The 15,449-nt window shown below is 74.4% G+C and carries 16 protein-coding genes; 9 read left to right on the top strand and 7 right to left on the bottom strand.

The features are described from left to right. The first annotated feature begins 41 nt into the window (after window positions 1-41). The 3 genes from ACL02O_RS03075 to ACL02O_RS03065 are packed head-to-tail and all read left to right on the top strand — an operon-like array spanning window position 42 to window position 4,709. A complete protein-coding gene (locus ACL02O_RS03075) occupies window positions 42-899 on the top strand; it encodes a sulfurtransferase (RefSeq protein ID WP_412816377.1) in 858 nt (285 codons plus the stop codon). A gap of 47 nt (window positions 900-946) precedes the next feature. Continuing rightward, window positions 947-2,128 (top strand): acetoin utilization protein AcuC, encoded by a 1,182-nt coding sequence (locus ACL02O_RS03070; RefSeq protein WP_412816376.1) that lies wholly within the window; start codon window positions 947-949, stop codon window positions 2,126-2,128. Between the two features lie 25 nt (window positions 2,129-2,153). Next, window positions 2,154-4,709, top strand: coding sequence for a bifunctional acetate--CoA ligase family protein/GNAT family N-acetyltransferase (locus ACL02O_RS03065; protein ID WP_412816375.1), 2,556 nt, complete (start codon window positions 2,154-2,156; stop codon window positions 4,707-4,709). Between the two features lie 102 nt (window positions 4,710-4,811). On the opposite strand, the gene sigB is transcribed toward ACL02O_RS03065, so the two are convergent. Continuing rightward, window positions 4,812-5,822, bottom strand: a complete 1,011-nt coding sequence (gene sigB / locus ACL02O_RS03060; protein ID WP_412816374.1) for an RNA polymerase sigma factor SigB — start codon at window positions 5,820-5,822, stop codon at window positions 4,812-4,814. A 228-nt stretch (window positions 5,823-6,050) separates the two neighbouring features. On the opposite strand from sigB, the gene ACL02O_RS03055 reads away from it, so the two are divergent. Beyond that, window positions 6,051-6,839: a sporulation protein gene (locus tag ACL02O_RS03055; protein ID WP_412816373.1), complete on the top strand. Its 789-nt coding sequence runs from the start codon at window positions 6,051-6,053 to the stop codon at window positions 6,837-6,839. An 89-nt stretch (window positions 6,840-6,928) separates the two neighbouring features. On the opposite strand, the gene dtd is transcribed toward ACL02O_RS03055, so the two are convergent. Both dtd and ACL02O_RS03045 read right to left on the bottom strand, forming a co-directional pair. Continuing rightward, window positions 6,929-7,351, bottom strand: a complete 423-nt coding sequence (gene dtd, locus ACL02O_RS03050) for a D-aminoacyl-tRNA deacylase (protein WP_412816372.1) — start codon at window positions 7,349-7,351, stop codon at window positions 6,929-6,931. Continuing rightward, window positions 7,351-8,835 (bottom strand): DUF7782 domain-containing protein, encoded by a 1,485-nt coding sequence (locus ACL02O_RS03045; protein WP_412816371.1) that lies wholly within the window; start codon window positions 8,833-8,835, stop codon window positions 7,351-7,353. The genes dtd and ACL02O_RS03045 overlap by 1 nt, the downstream gene beginning before the upstream one ends. A gap of 183 nt (window positions 8,836-9,018) precedes the next feature. Between ACL02O_RS03045 and ACL02O_RS03040 the strand changes: the two genes are divergently transcribed. The 3 genes from ACL02O_RS03040 (at window position 9,019) to ACL02O_RS03030 (ending at window position 12,176) form a co-directional block, all read left to right on the top strand. Beyond that, window positions 9,019-10,239: a S8 family peptidase gene (locus ACL02O_RS03040; protein ID WP_412816370.1), complete on the top strand. Its 1,221-nt coding sequence runs from the start codon at window positions 9,019-9,021 to the stop codon at window positions 10,237-10,239. 107 nt (window positions 10,240-10,346) lie between these two features. After that, a complete protein-coding gene (locus tag ACL02O_RS03035) occupies window positions 10,347-10,922 on the top strand; it encodes an HhH-GPD-type base excision DNA repair protein (RefSeq protein ID WP_412816369.1) in 576 nt (191 codons plus the stop codon). 63 nt (window positions 10,923-10,985) lie between these two features. After that, window positions 10,986-12,176 carry a low temperature requirement protein A gene (locus ACL02O_RS03030; protein WP_412816368.1) on the top strand — a complete coding sequence of 397 codons (1,191 nt, stop codon included), beginning with the start codon at window positions 10,986-10,988 and terminating at the stop codon, window positions 12,174-12,176. Window positions 12,177-12,189: 13 nt separating this feature from the next. Here ACL02O_RS03030 and ACL02O_RS03025 read toward each other — a convergent pair whose 3' ends face one another. After that, window positions 12,190-12,501, bottom strand: a complete 312-nt coding sequence (locus tag ACL02O_RS03025; protein WP_393178301.1) for a hypothetical protein — start codon at window positions 12,499-12,501, stop codon at window positions 12,190-12,192. After that, the gene (locus ACL02O_RS03020; protein WP_357314747.1) at window positions 12,491-12,802 is read right to left on the bottom strand and encodes a hypothetical protein; all 312 of its coding nucleotides are present in this window, start codon (window positions 12,800-12,802) and stop codon (window positions 12,491-12,493) included. Before ACL02O_RS03020 ends, ACL02O_RS03025 begins: the two co-directional genes overlap by 11 nt. Before the next feature lie 105 nt (window positions 12,803-12,907). On the opposite strand from ACL02O_RS03020, the gene ACL02O_RS03015 reads away from it, so the two are divergent. Further along, the gene (locus tag ACL02O_RS03015) at window positions 12,908-13,264 is read left to right on the top strand and encodes a DUF3099 domain-containing protein (RefSeq protein WP_412816410.1); all 357 of its coding nucleotides are present in this window, start codon (window positions 12,908-12,910) and stop codon (window positions 13,262-13,264) included. Window positions 13,265-13,310: 46 nt separating this feature from the next. On the opposite strand, the gene ACL02O_RS03010 is transcribed toward ACL02O_RS03015, so the two are convergent. Both ACL02O_RS03010 and ACL02O_RS03005 read right to left on the bottom strand, forming a co-directional pair. Next, complete coding sequence (locus ACL02O_RS03010) at window positions 13,311-14,201, bottom strand: carbohydrate kinase family protein (protein ID WP_412816367.1); 891 nt, start codon at window positions 14,199-14,201, stop codon at window positions 13,311-13,313. Further along, window positions 14,198-15,124, bottom strand: coding sequence for a pseudouridine-5'-phosphate glycosidase (locus tag ACL02O_RS03005; RefSeq protein ID WP_412816366.1), 927 nt, complete (start codon window positions 15,122-15,124; stop codon window positions 14,198-14,200). The genes ACL02O_RS03010 and ACL02O_RS03005 overlap by 4 nt, the downstream gene beginning before the upstream one ends. Before the next feature lie 88 nt (window positions 15,125-15,212). On the opposite strand from ACL02O_RS03005, the gene ACL02O_RS03000 reads away from it, so the two are divergent. Further along, window positions 15,213-15,431, top strand: a complete 219-nt coding sequence (locus ACL02O_RS03000) for a DUF3039 domain-containing protein (protein ID WP_412816365.1) — start codon at window positions 15,213-15,215, stop codon at window positions 15,429-15,431. Window positions 15,432-15,449: the final 18 nt, after the last annotated feature.

Here is a 15,449-nt window from a genome sequence, read left to right as displayed (position 1 = left end):
GAAGCGCGAGGTCGGTCCCCGGATGGTGTTCACTGGACCGCATGTCCGGAACCGATGACCTGCTGGTCGAGCCCCGCCGGCTCGCCGCCGAGCTCGACCACGCCGACCCGCCCACCCTGCTCGACGTCCGCTGGCGGCTGGTCGGGCCGCCCGGCCGGGACGACTACACCGCCGGCCACCTGCCCGGCGCCGTCTTCGTCGATCTGGACACGGAGCTCTGCGGCCGGCCGGGCGCCGCCGGTCGGCACCCGCTGCCCGACCCGGCCGCGCTCGAGGCCGCGCTGCGCACCGCCGGCGTCCGCGCCGGGCACCCCGTGGTGGTGTACGACGGCGGGGACGGCCTGGCCGCCGCCCGCGCCTGGTGGACGCTGCGCTGGGCCGGCCACCGGCCGGTCCGGGTGCTGCACGGCGGCTACCCGGCCTGGTTCGCCGCCGGCCTGCCGGTCTCCACCGAGGCGCCGACGCCGGAGCCGGGGGACGTCACCGTCGCCCCGGGCGCGTTGCCGGTGCTCGACGCGGCCGAGGCCGCCCGGCTGGCCGCCGCCGACCGCGGGGTGCTGCTGGACGTGCGGGCCGCGCCGCGCTACCGGGGCGAGACCGAGCCGCTCGACCCGGTCGCCGGGCACGTGCCGGGCGCGGTCAACCTGCCCGCCCCGGAGTACGTCGCCGACGGCCGATTCCCCGCCGCCGAGGCGCTGCGCGAGCGGTTCGCCGCCGCCGGGGTCGGCGAGGACGCGCCGGTCGGGGCGTACTGCGGATCCGGGGTGACCGCCGCGCAGGCGGTGCTGGCCCTGCACCTCGCCGGCCGGCCGGACGCCGCCCTCTACGTCGGCTCGTGGAGCAACTGGGTCGCCGACCCGCAGCGGCCGGTGGCCACCGGCGAGACATCGCCGGGCTGAGCGGGACGCTGACGGGCGCTGCCGGCCGCGCGTGCGACGATGGCTCCATGGCCGACGACACGGTGGTGGTGTGGGACGAGGCCCTGCTCGCCTACGACATGGGTGACCATCCGCTCGACCCGGTTCGGGTCGAGCTGACCATGGCGCTCGCCCGCGAGCTGGGCGTGCTGGACCGGCCCGGGGTGCGGCTGGCCAAGCCGGAGCCGGCCGACGACGCGTTGCTGACCCGGGTGCACGACCCGCGCTACCTGGACGCGGTGCGGGCCGCGCCCCGGGATCCGCTCTTCGCCGGCTTCGGGCTGGGCACCTCGGACAACCCCGTCTTCGACGGCATGCACGAGGCGAGCGCGTTGATCGCCGGGGCGAGCGTGGCCGCCGCCGAGGCGGTGTGGCGCGGCGATGCCCGGCGGGCGGTCAACGTGGCCGGCGGGCTGCACCACGCCATGCCGGCCCGGGCCGCCGGGTTCTGTGTCTACAACGATCCGGCGGTGGCCATCGCGCGCCTGCTCGACCTGGGTGCGGAGCGGATCGCCTACGTGGACGTGGACGTGCACCACGGCGACGGCGTGCAGGAGATCTTCTACCGCGACCCGCGGGTGCTCACGGTCAGCCTGCACGAGACGCCGCTGGCGCTCTTCCCCGGCACCGGGTTCCCCGACGAGACCGGCGGTCCGGGCGCCGAGGGGTCCGCGGTCAACGTCCCGCTCCCGCCGGGCGTCGGCGACGCCGGCTGGCAGCGCGCCTTCCACGCGATCGTGCCGTCGGTGCTGCGGGCGTTCCGGCCCCAGCTGCTGGTCACCCAGTGCGGGGCGGACGGCCACAAGCTCGACCCCCTGGCCGACCTGCACCTCTCCGTCGACGGGCAGCGGGCCACCTACCAGGCGCTGCGGGCCCTCGCCGACGAGCTGTGCGACGGTCGTTGGGTGGCCACCGGCGGCGGCGGGTACGCGCTGGTCGAGGTGGTGCCCCGGGCCTGGACGCACCTGCTCGCGGTGGCCGCCGGGGAGCCGCTCGAACCGGCCACCCTCACCCCGCCGGCCTGGCGCGAGCTGGCCACCGAGCGCCGGCCCGGCCACGACGTGCCGCTGCGGATGACCGACGACGTGGACCCGGCGTACCAGCCGTGGCAGCCGACCGGCGAGCCGAACGCGGTGGACCGGGCCGTCGCCGCCACCCGCAAGGCGGTGTTCCCGTTGCTCGGGCTCGACCCGCACGACCCGCGAGACTGAGCCGGCGGTAGGGGAGGACCGACCGGTGACAACCGTCGAGCAACCGGTGGACGTGCTGCTCAGCGACGGTACGACCGTCCAGCTGCGACAGATCCGTCCCGACGACGCCGCGGCGGTCGTGGCGATGCACTCGCGCTTCTCCGAGCGCACCCGCTACCTGCGCTACTTCTCGCCGTACCCGCGCATCCCGGAGCGGGACCTGCGACGCTTCGTCAACGTCGACCACCGCGACCGGGAGGCGTTCGTGGTGCTGGCCGGCGAGCGGATCGTCGCCGTCGGCCGGTACGAGCGGCTCGGCCCCGCCTCCCCCGAGGCGGAGGTCGCCTTCGTGGTGGAGGACGCGTACCAGGGCCGGGGGATCGGCTCGGTGCTGCTGGAGCACCTGGCCGACACCGCCCGCCGGTACGGCATCGTGCACTTCGTCGCCGAGGTGCTCCCGGCCAACGGGGCGATGCTGCGGGTCTTCTCCGACTTCGGCTACCAGGTCGCGCGCCAGTACGCCGACGGGGTGGTGCACCTGAGCTTCCCGATCGCCCCCACCGAGGCGACCCTGGAGGTGCAGCGCGGCCGGGAGCACCGCACCGAGGCCCGCTCGATCGCCCGGCTGCTCGCCCCGCGCGGCATCGCCGTGTACGGGGCCAGCACCACCGGGCAGGGCGTCGGCGCGGCCCTGCTCGGGCACCTGCGCGACGGCGGCTTCACCGGCGCGGTCGTTCCCGTGCACCCGACCGCGGCGACCGTTGCCGGGCTGCCCGCGTACCCGTCGGCGGCCGACGCCGGCGTCGACGTCGACCTGGCGGTGGTGGCGGTCGCCCCGGAGGCGGCCATGGACGTGGTCGCCGACGCCGCGCGGGCCGGCGCGCACGGCCTGGTGGTGATCTCCGCCGGGTTCGCCGAGTCCGGGCCGGCCGGGGCGGCCGCCCAGCGTGCCCTGGTCCGGGCCGCCCACCTGGCCGGCATGCGGGTGGTCGGGCCGAACTGCCTCGGCGTCGCCAACACCGACGAGAAGGTGCGCCTCAACGCCACCCTCGCCCCGGTGCTGCCCGCCTCCGGCCGGGTCGGCGTGTTCAGCCAGTCCGGCGCGTTCGGGGTGGCCCTGCTCGCCGAGGCGTCCCGGCGTGGCCTCGGCCTGTCCAGCTTCGTCTCCGCCGGCAACCGGGCCGACGTCTCCGGCAACGACCTCCTCCAGTACTGGCAGGACGATCCGGGCACCGACGTCATCACCCTCTACCTGGAGACCTTCGGCAACCCGCGCAAGTTCGCCCGGCTGGCCCGGCGGATCGGCCGGAGCAAACCGGTGGTCGCGCTCGCCTCCCTCGCCCGCCCGCCGGGTGTCGGGGACGGCCCGGCCCTGGACGCCGCCGCGGTCAGCGCGCTCTTCGCCCAGTCCGGGGTGATCCGGGTGGACACCGTCTCCGAGCTGCTGGACGTCGGCGTGCTGCTGGCCCACCAACCGCTGCCGGCCGGTCGCCGGGTCGCCGTGGTGGGCAACTCGTCGGCGCTGACCGGGCTGGCCGCCACCGCCTGCGCCGCGCAGGGCCTCACCGTCGCGGACGGCTACCCGCACGACGTCGGCCCCCGGGCCGGCGCCGCCGAGTACGCCGCCGCGCTCGCCGCCTCCGCCGCCGACGAGCGGGTGGACGCGGTGGTGGCCGTGTTCGCCCCGCCGCTGCCCGGCCAGCTCACCGACCCGGAGGCGGACTTCACCGCCGCCCTGCCCGACGCGGGCACCATCGGGAAGCCGGTGGTGGCGACCTTCCTCGCCGGCCGGGTGCCCGCCGGGGTGCCGGCGTACCCGAGCGTGGAGGAGGCGGTCCGGGCCCTGGCCCGGGTGGCCACGTACGCCGACTGGCTGCGCCGCCCGCCCGGCGTGCTGCCCGAGCTGGACCGGGTGGACCGGCCGGCCGGGCACGCCGCGCTGCGGGCCGACGGCGCCGAACCGGCCGGGCTGCTCGGGGCGTACGGGATCGAGGTGGTCGAGTCGGTGCCGGCGCGTTCGGCCGAGGAGGCGGTCGCGGCGGCCGAGCGGCTCGGCTGGCCGGTCGCCCTCAAGGCCGCGGCCCCGGGCCTGCGGCACCGCCTGGACCTCGGCGCGGTCCGGCTCGACCTGGCCGACCCCGCCGCGCTGCGCCGGGCGTACGCGGAGATGGCCCCGGTCTTCGGCGCGGACGTCCTGGTCCAGCCGATGGTCGCGCCCGGCGTGGCCTGCGTGGTGGAGCTGGTGGAGGATCCGGCGTTCGGGCCGGTGGTGGGTTTCGGCCTCGGCGGGGTCGCCACCGACCTGCTCGGCGACCGGGCCTGGCGGGCGGTGCCGCTGACCGACCGGGACGCCGCCGAGCTGGTGGACGAGCCCCGGGCCGCCCCGCTGCTGCGCGGCCACCGGGGCGCCGCGCCGGTGGACCGGGCCGCCCTGGTCGACCTGCTGCTGCGGGTCGGGCGGCTCGCCGACGAGCAGCCCCGGGTCCGGTCGCTCACCCTCAACCCGGTGCTGGCCCGCCCGGACGGCATCTCGGTGCTGCACGCCACGGTCCGCACCGGCGCGGAGGCCCCCCGCCCGGACACCGGCCCCCGACGACTGTGAGGGAGGGCCCCTCGATGACGCCAGGTGTACGGCAGGGGGTCCCGCCGCGGCAGGCACCGGGGGCCCCGGCGGAGCGCCGGGGCCCCCGGGGTGCCGTGCCGCTCAGCAGGCGTACGCCTCCAGGCGGTTCGCCCGCTCCGGGTCGCGCAGCTTGAGCAGGGTGACCTTCTCGATCTGCCGGATCCGCTCCCGGGACAGGCCGAACTCCCGGCCCACCTCGTCGAGGGTGCGCTGCCGGCCGTCGTCCAGGCCGAACCGCAGCCGGATCACCGCCTGCTCCCGCTGGGACAGGGTGGCCAGCACGATCCGGACCTCGTGGCGCAGCTCGCCGTCGGCGGCGTCGCCGGGCCCCTGGCGCGGGTCGACCGCGGCCACGAAGTCACCGAGCGCGCTCTCGCCGTCCTCGCCGACTGCCTGGTCCAGGCTCACCGGCTCCCGGTCGTACGAGATCAGCTCGATCACCTGGAACTCGGGGATCTCCAGCGCCCGGGCCACCTCGGCCACGGTGGGTTCGCGGCCCAGCCTGACCGACAGCTCCCGGCGGACCCGGACCATCCGGTTGACCTGCTCGACCATGTGCACCGGGATGCGGATGGTGCGGGCCTGGTCGGCCATGGCGCGGGTGATGGCCTGGCGGATCCACCAGGTGGCGTAGGTGGAGAACTTGTAGCCCTTGGTGTAGTCGAACTTCTCGACCGCGCGGATCAGGCCGAGGTTGCCCTCCTGGATCAGGTCGAGGAAGGCCATGCCACGACCGGTGTAGCGCTTCGCGATGCTGACCACCAGGCGCAGGTTCGCCTCCAGCAGGTGGTCCTTGGCGGCGCGGCCCTCGGCCACGATCAGCTCCAGGTCGGCGCGCAGTTCGGCAGAGACCGGGGTGCAGGCGGAGAGCTTCTCCTCGGCGAAGAGGCCGGCCTCGATCCGCTTGCTGAGTTCGACCTCCTGCGCGGCGGTGAGGAGCTTGGTACGGCCGATGCCGTTCAGGTACGCCCGAACCAGGTCGGTGGAGACGCCGCGTTCGTCGGTGGCGTCCAGGTCGGTGACGTTATCGGTGAGCTCGGCGTCGATGGTGGCGGCCGGGCGGGTCTGCTGCTCGATCATCTGTAGGGCCATCTCTGTCTCTCCCCGTGTCCTTCGTGCCGCGTACCGGGTCCCGTGCTGCGTGTCGACCCGGTGGTGCCGGTGATGAACAGCTTGGCGGTCGGGGCGTGAAACGGGAGTGAGGCGATCGGGGAACCGACAGCAATCCCGGCGGAAAGCCGGGTGCCGGTTGCCCGACGCGGTTACCGTGCCAGCGGCCGGCCACCGGGGGTGCGGCAACACAGGCGATCGGAGGACGTGGTGGTCTTCAAGCGGCTCATGCAGGCGATGGGCGTGGGCGGTCCGTCGGTGGAGACGGTGCTGGCCAACCCGAACTGCCGCCCGGGCGGCCACCTGGAGGGCCGGATCCACGTGCTCGGCGGGGACCACCCGGTGGACGTCTCGTACGTCGCGTTCGGCCTGGTCACCCGGGTCGAGGTGGAGAGCGGCGACACCGAGTACGACACCACCCAGGAGTTCGGCCGCCGGCAGGTGACCGGCGCGTTCCGGGTCGAGCCGGGGCAGCGGTACGACGTCCCGTTCCGCTTCGACGTGCCCTGGGAGACGCCGCTGACCGACCTGTACGGCCAGCACCTGCACGGCATGACCATGGGTCTGCGGACCGAGCTCGAGGTGGCCCGCGCCGTCGACAAGGGTGACCTGGACGCGGTGGCCGTGCACCCGCTGCCCGCCCAGGAACGGCTGCTGGAGGCGCTGCTGCGGCTGGGCTTCCGGTTCGCCCGGGCCGACGTCGAGCGCGGCCACATCTACGGCGTGCACCAGACGCTGCCGTTCTACCAGGAGATCGAGTTCCACCCGGCGCCGCAGTACGCGCGCGCGATGAACCAGCTGGAGGTCACCTTCGTGACCGACCCGCGTCAGGTGCAGGTGGTGCTGGAGCTGGACAAGCGGGGTGGCCTGTTCACCGAGGGCCGCGACGCGTTCGGCCGCTTCACGGTCGAGCACGCGACCGCCGACCGCACCGACTGGGCCGCTCAGCTCGACGCCTGGCTCCAGCAGTCCGTCTCCCGCCGCGGCCTGTTCTCCTGACGGTTCCGGCCGCGTCGATCAAGGAGTTCGCGTCGGAGTTCCGGGTCCCGGCGACGCGAACTCCTTGATCGACTGCGATCCGAGGAGGTTCAGAGGTCCAGCAGGACGGTGCGGGGGCCGACGTTGACGGACTCGACGAGCATGTGGGTGCGGAAACGGCCGGTCTCCACCCGCGCGCCACGCTCGCGCAGCGCCTCGACCACCGTCGTCACCAGCGGCTCGGCGACCTCGGCGGGGGCGGCGGCGGTCCAGCTCGGGCGGCGGCCCTTGCGGGCGTCGCCGTAGAGGGTGAACTGGCTGACCACCAGGATCGGCGCGCCGGTGTCGGCAACGCTCTTCTCGTCGTCCAGGATGCGCAACTCGTGGATCTTGCGGGCCATCGTCGCCGCCACCTGTGCGGTGTCCACGTGGGTCACGCCGAGCAGCACCAGCAGGCCGTCGGTGATCTCGCCGACCACCTCGCCGCCGACGGTCACAGCGGCCCGGCTGACCGTCTGCACCACCGCCCGCATCAGTGCTCCACCGGTTCGACGATGCCCCGCTCGACCAGGTGCGCCACGATCGGCCCGGCCGCCTCGGCCAGCTCGTCGGGGGCGACGTCGTGCGCGGCGGCGAGCAGGGCGAGCTGGTCCCGCAGCGGCAGCCGGCCGTCCGCCCCGCCGACCAGGGCCAGCACCAGGGGATCGACCTCCTCCGACCAGCGCAGCCCGTGCGGCATGGCGAGCACCTGCCGGTCCACCGCCCAGCCTTCGTCGCCCATGGTGGCCTCCTGGCGCAGCTGGAGCCCGTCGGCGGCCCGGTAGCGCGCGGCCAGCAGCCCGTCGGCGTCCCGGGCGCGCAGCCAGTCCTGCCGGTCGAACCACTCGGCGATCCGGTCGCCCATCGGGGGTTCCACCCGCTGCCGCAGGTCCTCGACCCGGATCGCCGGCTGGTCGTGGCCGGCCCGGCGCAGCGAGACGATGCCGAAGCCGATCGCCTCCACCTTGTGCGCGTCGAACCAGTCCAGCCAGGCGGCCATCCGCTGCGGGTCGGCCGTCTCCCCGACGTCGGTGAGCCACAGGTTGACGTACGCCATCGGGTCGGCCACCTCGCGCTGGATCACCCAGGCGTCCAGCCCGGTGCCGGCGAACCAGCCGGTCACCCGCTCGGCCCAGTCCTCGCCGGTGACGTGCACCCAGTTGGCCAGGTACTGCATCGTCCCGCCCGCGGTGAGCAACTGCGGGGCGGCGGCGGCCAGCTCGGCGCCGATCGCGTCACCGACCCGACCCGAATCCCGGTAGACGTGGGTGGTGGTGCCGGGGCCGACCACGAAGGGCGGGTTGCTGACCACCAGGTCGAACCGGCGTCCGGCCACCGGGGCGACCATGTCCCCGCGCAGCAGCTCCCAGTCCTGGCCGTTGAGCGCGGCGGTGGTGGCGGCGAAGCGCAGCGCCCGCTCGGAGACGTCGGTGGCGGTCACCCGCCGGGCGTGGGTGGACAGGTGCAGGGCCTGGACGCCGGAGCCGGTGCCCAGGTCCAGCGCGGTCTCCACCGGACGGCGGACGCTCGCGCCGATCAGTGTCTGGGTGGCGCCGCCGATGCCCAGCACGTGCTCGGCGTGCAGCGGCCGCCCCGGCCGGGCGCTGGCCGGCACGTCGGCGAGGACCCACCACTCATCGCCGTACGGTTCCAGGTCGATGCCGGCGCGCAGGCCGTCGCCGTGCCGCTCGACGATCCCGCCGGCGAGGGCCTCCTCGACGGTCAGCGGGGCGAGCGCGGCGGCCACCACCGGTTCGGGCTCGGTCTGGTCGCAGATGAAGACCCGGATCAGGGCCGCCAGCGGGTCGCGGTCCTCGGTGGCGCGCAGCGCGGCCCGGAAGTCGTTGCGGGCCACTCCGCCGGTGGCCTGCGGGCCGAGCCGGTCGGCGATGCCGTTCGAGGTGAAGCGCGCCCGGGTCAGCGCGCTCCGCAGCGCGTCCACACCGGTGGGGGAGAGCAGCATGTCATGACGATCCACGTCGCCATCCTGCCTCCCCGGGGTTCACCGCGCGGCCAGCACCCGCGAGTTCCATACCGCCAGCCGCATCTATAGATAACTATCTCCTTCATGAACTTCGATGTCTGGCTAGCATTCCCCCAACGTTCGTCGATGGGTGTGCCGGTGACCGTGAGCCCGGCACGCCCGGTAGGGAGCCAGACGATGTCCGACGTGTCCGTCCCCCGGCGCCGCGCGCTGCGCGCGCTCGCCGTCACGGTCGCCACCGCGGCCCTCGCGGCCGCCGCCTCCACCCCCGCCCTCGCCGCACCCACCGGCGACATCCGCTACGCCGGTACCCCGGACGCCGTCAGCGGCAGCTACCTGGTGGTGCTGAAGACCGACACGGTCGGTGCCGCGAACAGCCTCGCCGCCCGTACCGCGGTGCCGGACCGGGCCGCCGGGCTCGCCAGGCGCTACGGAGGCACCGTCGGCACCGTCTGGAGCGACGCGCTGACCGGCTACAGCGCGAAGCTGAGCCCCGCCCAGGCCCGCCGGCTCGCCGCCGACCCCTCCGTCGCCTACGTCGAGCAGGACCGGGTGGTCACCGGCCAGGGCACGCAGACCGGCGCGACCTGGGGGCTGGACCGGATCGACCAGCGCAGCCTGCCGCTCAACGGCACCTACACCTACCCGAACACGGCCAGCAACGTGCGGGCGTACATCATCGACACCGGCATCCGCATCACGCACAGCGACTTCGGCGGCCGGGCCACCTGGGGCACCAACACCGCGGGCGGCAGCAACACCGACTGCAACGGCCACGGTACGCACGTCGCCGGCACCGTCGGCGGCGCGAAGTACGGCGTGGCCAAGGGGGTCCGCCTGATCGCGGTCAAGGTGCTCAACTGCGCCGGCAGCGGCACCACCTCCGGCGTGGTGAGCGGCATCAACTGGGTCACCGCGAACGCGGTCAAGCCGGCGGTGGCCAACATGAGCCTCGGCGGCGGCGCCAGCAGCACCCTCGACAGCGCGGTGACCAACTCGATCAGCTCCGGCGTCACGTACGCCATCGCGGCGGGCAACTCCAACGCCAACGCCTGCAACTACTCGCCGGCCCGGGTCTCCTCCGCGATCACCGTCGGCGCCACCACCAGCAGCGACGCCCGTGCCTCGTACTCGAACTACGGCTCCTGCCTGGACATCTTCGCGCCCGGTTCGTCGATCACCTCGGACTGGAACAGCAGCGACACCGCCACCAACACGATCAGCGGCACCTCGATGGCCACCCCGCACGTGACCGGCGCGGCGGCGCTCGTGCTCGGCGCCAACCCGTCGTACACCCCGGCGCAGGTGGCCAGCTACCTGACCAGCAACGCCACCACCGGCAAGGTGACCAGCGCCGGCTCCGGCTCGCCGAACCGGCTGCTCTTCGTCGTCAACTGACGACCCGGCCCCCGCGACCCGGTGGACACCACCCCTGTCCACCGGGTCGCGGCGCGTCCTCGGGGAGTCGGCGTGGCGGGCGGCGCACGGCCGGGCAGGATGGGGGCATGACGCTCTCCCTGCCCATCGACCCGGAGGCCAACGAGCTGCTGGCGCGCAGCCCGCTGGCGCTGCTCCTCGGCATGGTGCTCGACCAGCAGGTGCCGATGGAGAAGGCGTTCTCCTCCCCGTACGTGCTGGCCCGGCGGCTCGGCCACGAGCCGGACGCCCGGGAGCTGGCCGGGTACGCCCCGGAGGCCCTGGTTGCCCTCTTCGCCCAGCCGCCCGCGCTGCACCGGTTCCCCAAGGCCATGGCGGCGCGGGTGCAGGAGGTGTGCCGGGTGCTGGTCGAGCGGTACGACGGCGACCCGGCCCGGCTCTGGTCCGAGGCCGCCGACGGTCGTGACCTGTTGCGCCGGGTCGGTGAGCTGCCCGGCTTCGGGAAGCAGAAGGCGCAGATCTTCGTCGCCCTGCTCGGCAAGCGGTTCGGGGTCACCCCGGACGGCTGGCGGGAGGCCGCCGGCGGCTACGGCGACGCGGACGCGTACCGCTCGGTGGCCGACGTGACGGACCCCGGGTCGCTGCGCCGGGTACGCGAGTACAAGCAGCGGATGAAGGCGGAGGCGAAGGCCGCGAAGGGCTGACGACCGCCACCGGGGATCCCGACCGCTCGTTGGACGTCCGGGGCGGTGGCGGACGGAGTGGGAATGGTCGACGAGCGGCGACTGGCCGAGGAACTCGTCCCGCCCCCACGAGCCACGTTTCTCGAGCTCTTCCTCGACCTGGCGTACGTCTTCGCGCTCACCCGGGTCTCGCAGCGGCTCATCGCCGGGCTGGAGACGCCCGACGGGGACGTGCTGTCCAGCGCGGTCGAGGCGTTGCTTCTGTTCCTGGCGCTCTGGATGGTCTGGTCCCTGACCGCCTGGTCCACCAGCCGGCTGAACTCCGACCGCGCGCTGGGACAGGCGATCGTGGTGTGGACGATGTTCGGCAGCATGGTGATGGCGGTCGCGCTGCCGCGGGCCTTCCACGAGCGCGATGTTCTCTTCGCCACGGCGTACGTCTCCGTGCAGGTGGGCCGCGCGTTGCTCCTCGTCCTGTTCCTGCGGGACGGTCTCCCCCGGGCGACGGTCCGCCTGCTGTGCTGGGGCGTGGCGAGTGCGGTGCCGTGGCTGGTCGGGGCGATCGGACCGCACCGGTGGCAGCTGCCGCTGTGGGTGCTGGCGTTGCTGATGGACTACGGTGGCGCGGCGACCGGCTGGCCGGTCCCGGGCCTGGGCCGGCGGCGGGCCGCGGGCATCACCATCGCCGGGGAGCACCTCGGCGAGCGCTACCAGCAGTTCTTCCTGATCGCCCTGGGGGAGAGCATCCTGGTGATGGGGGTGGCGGCCAGCGGCACCGACCTCGTCCGCGGTTCGGCGTCGGCGTTCGTGCTGGCGTTCGTCACGACCGCACTGCTGTGGCGGATCTACTTCCACCGGGCCGGGCATCTGCTCGGGGAGGCGCTGGCGCTCGCCCGCCGGCCCGGCCGGCTGGGGGAGTCGGCGACCTACACGCACCTGACGATGGTCGTCGCGGTGGTGCTCACCGCGGTCGGCTACGAGCTGGTCATCAAGCATCCCACCGGCCGCGACGATCCGGTGTGGGCGGTGGTGGTGCTGGGTGGCCCGGCACTCTTCTTGGCCGCCCGGGCGCGATTCGAGTACGAGATCTTCGGCCGGGTGTCCCGCCCGCGGGTGATCGCCGCGGCGGTGCTGGTGGCGCTGATCCCGCTGATGCGGAGCCTCCCGGCAATCGCCGTCCTGGCCACCTCCGCCGTCGTGCTGGGGTCGGTGGCGGCCGCCGACGCCCTGCGCGGGCACGGCCGTCCCGCCGAGCGTCCGGCGTCGCCGATGTAGCCGTCGCGGCCGGTCAGGCGGCGGTGGGGCGGGACAGGGCGGCGAGGGCCCGGCGCACGTCGGCGAGGGAGACCGTCGCCGAGTCGTCCAGGTCGGCCAGGCCGGCCTCGATCCACTGCCGCATCAGCGTGGTCACCCCGATCCCGCGCGCCTCGGCGGCGGCCCGGACCCGCTCGTACGTCTCCAGCGGGAGGCGTACCGAGCGGCTGACCATCGGCACGTCGGTGTCGGGGGTGGGCAGCTCCGCCGGCTGGGTCTCGTCGATCAGGTCGGCGAGCGCGTCGCCGCCGTCGTGGAACCGCTTGGTCGCCTCGTTACGGTGCATCGTGACCGCCTCCTCGTCGGCGCGATCTCCGCACGGCCTCGTCGTAGCGCTTGGCCTCGACGTCGCTCAGTTCGCGGGCGGAGAGGATGTCCCAGTCGTTGTCGGTGCCGTCGGCCTCGGCCAGCAGCACGGCGAGGCGACGACCCCGGTGGTCGGTCGCGTAGACCACCATGACGTCGTCCCCGAGGTGCCGGATGACCCGTCGGGTGCTGTGCAGGGCCTCCCAGACTTCCCCGGGCGTGACGTCGTAGACCCGCAGGTTGGCCAACGCCTCGTCGGTGAAGCTGAACCGGTCGCCCACGACCGGAGCGTACCACGCACGTAACACGCGCTGCCTTGTCACGATTTTCGCCGATCAACCGTCGGTGGTGACAGGATGGGGCGTATCCCCTCGAGGAGGTCCGTGGTGAAGCGTCAGGCGTACCAGCCGATCCTGATCACCGACGCCTCGCGCAGCCAGGACGACCAGCTCAACAGCCGGCAGAAGCGCTACGTGCTGATGATGGGTATCCGGGTGGCGTGCCTGGTGGTCGGAGCGGTCCTGGTCGGCGTGAAGGCCCCACTGCTCTGGCTCTGGCTGCCGCTGCTCGGTCTCGGGATGGTGTTCATCCCGTGGCTGGCGGTGCTGCTGGCCAACGACCGGCCGCCCAAGGAGGAACACCGGCTGGCCAACAAACTGCACCACCGCCACCGCGACGACAGCCCGCCGATGGCGCTCTCCGCCGAGGAACCGGCGCACAAGGTCATCGACGCCGAGCCGTGACCGGTCGGTCCGGGCCCGGTCGACGCCGGACCCGGACCGTGCCGGGTCAGGGAGCCGGTCGGGCCCCCACCGACGAGACCGCGAGCGCGCCGAGGTCCCCGGCGCGGGACAGCGCCGCCCGCGGGTCCGCGCCGTCGAGCCAGGCGGTGAGCAGGCCGGCGGCGAAGGCGTCGCCCGCCCCGGTGACGTCGACCACCGGCACGCCGCGCGCCGGGGACGTCTCGACCGCCCCGCCACGGTCCACCCAGACCGCGCCGGCCGCCCCCCGCTTGACCACCACCCGCCGGGCCACCGCGGTCAGTGCCCGTGCCTGCGCCGCCGGGTCCAGCCCACCGGCGAGCACCGTCGCCTCGTCCGTGTTCACCAGCAGCAGGTCGACGTCGCGTACCCAGGCCAGGAAGGCCGCCGCGCCGACCCGCCGCAGCGGCGCCGCGGAGGCCGCGTCGACGCTGGTGGTGAGCCCACGCTCGCGCGCCACGGCAAGCGCGCGCAGTCCCGCGCCGCGCGACCCGGCGTCGAGCAGGGTGTACGCGGACAGGTGCAGGTGCCCGGCGTCGGGCGCCGCCGCCAGGGCCCGGTCGACCTGCGCGGCGGTCAACCGCAGGTTCGCCCCGCGCTGGCTGATCATGGTGCGCTCGCCGGCATGGGCGAGCACGATCACCGTGCCGGTCGGATACCCCTCGTGCCGCTCGACCGCGCAGGTCACGCCGACCCGTTCCAGCTCGGCGACCCGCTCGCGGCCCGTCTCGTCGTCGCCGACCGCGGCGACCAGGGTGACGTCCGCCCCCTGGGCGGCGAGCCAGGCCGCCGTGTTGGCCGCCTGGCCGCCGCCGCTGAACCGGATTCCGGCGGCGGTGTCCGACGCGGTGGCGAGCGGACCGCCGAGCACCGCGACCACGTCGGTGATCACGTCGCCGACCACGACGAGCCTGTTCATGCCGTACGCCGGGCCGCCGCGGCGACCGCGATCCGCGCCGCCAGGTCGGCGTTGCGCAGGATGATCCGGACGTTCACCGCCAGGCTGGCGCCCTCGGTGGCCGAGTGGAAGTGGGCCAGCAGGAACGGGGTGACCGCCTTGCCGGTCACGCCGTCGGCGGCGAGCCGGGCCAGCCCGTCGGCGAGGGTGCGGTCGTGCAGTGCCGGATCGAGCTGCTCGTCGGTCGGCAGCGGGTTGGCCACGATCAGCCCGCCGTGGTGCACGCCCTGCCGCTCGCGGGCCAGCAGCACGTCGGCCACCTGCTCCGGCGACTGGACCGACCAGTCCAGGTCGAAGCCGGCGTCGGTGAGGTAGAAGCCGGGGAAGCGGTGGGTGCGGTAACCGATCACGCCGACCCCCAGCGTCTCCAGCCGCTCCAGGGTGGCGCCGACGTCGAGGATCGACTTGACCCCGGCGCAGACCACCGCGATCGGGGTCCGGGCCAGGGTGACCAGATCGGCCGACTCGTCGAAGGTCTGCGCCGCCTCCCGGTGCACGCCGCCCAGGCCACCGGTGGCGAAGACGCCGATGCCGGCCGCCGCGGCCACCGCGCTGGTCGCCGCCACCGTGGTCGCGCCGTCCGCCCCGGTGGCCGCCGCCACCGCGAGATCGCGTACGGAGAGCTTGCTCACCCCGTCGACCGTGGCGAGTCGGGTCAGTTGGGCGTCGTCCAGCCCCACGATCAGCTCGCCGGCGACCATGCCGATGGTGGCCGGAACCGCGCCCGCGTCCCGGACCGCCTGCTCGATCTGCCGCGCGACCAGCAGATTGTCCGGCCGGGGGAGGCCGTGCGAGACGATGGTGCTCTCCAGGGCCACGACGGGACGCCCGTCGCGCAGGGCGTCGGCCACCTCGGCGCCGAAACCGATGTGAAAGTTGGTCACTTCCGTTACGGTACGGGCCGCCCTCCGGCCGGCCTGCGGTGGACCGCCCCAGGGGGACCTGCAAAACTGGAGATTTGGAGGTGTAAACGTGAGTACAGAAGTTCTTGAGCGTCCCGAGCTGAAGGACGCCGACACCGGCCCCGAGATGTTCCACTACGTGCGCAAGGACAAGATCGCCGAAAGTGCGGTCATGGGCACATTCGTCATCGCGCTCTGCGGCGAGACCTTTCCGGTGACCAAGGCCGCCAAGCCCGGGTCGCCGGTCTGCCCGAAGTGCAAGGAGATCTACGACTCCTGGGGCGCGTGATCGTGGGCGGCTCCGCCG

It is taken from the genome of Micromonospora mangrovicola (genome assembly GCF_047200535.1).
GTDB lineage: Bacteria > Actinomycetota > Actinomycetes > Mycobacteriales > Micromonosporaceae > Micromonospora.
The sequence above is the reverse complement of the archived record's forward strand: the minus strand, read 5'-3'. Positions and strand labels throughout refer to the sequence as shown.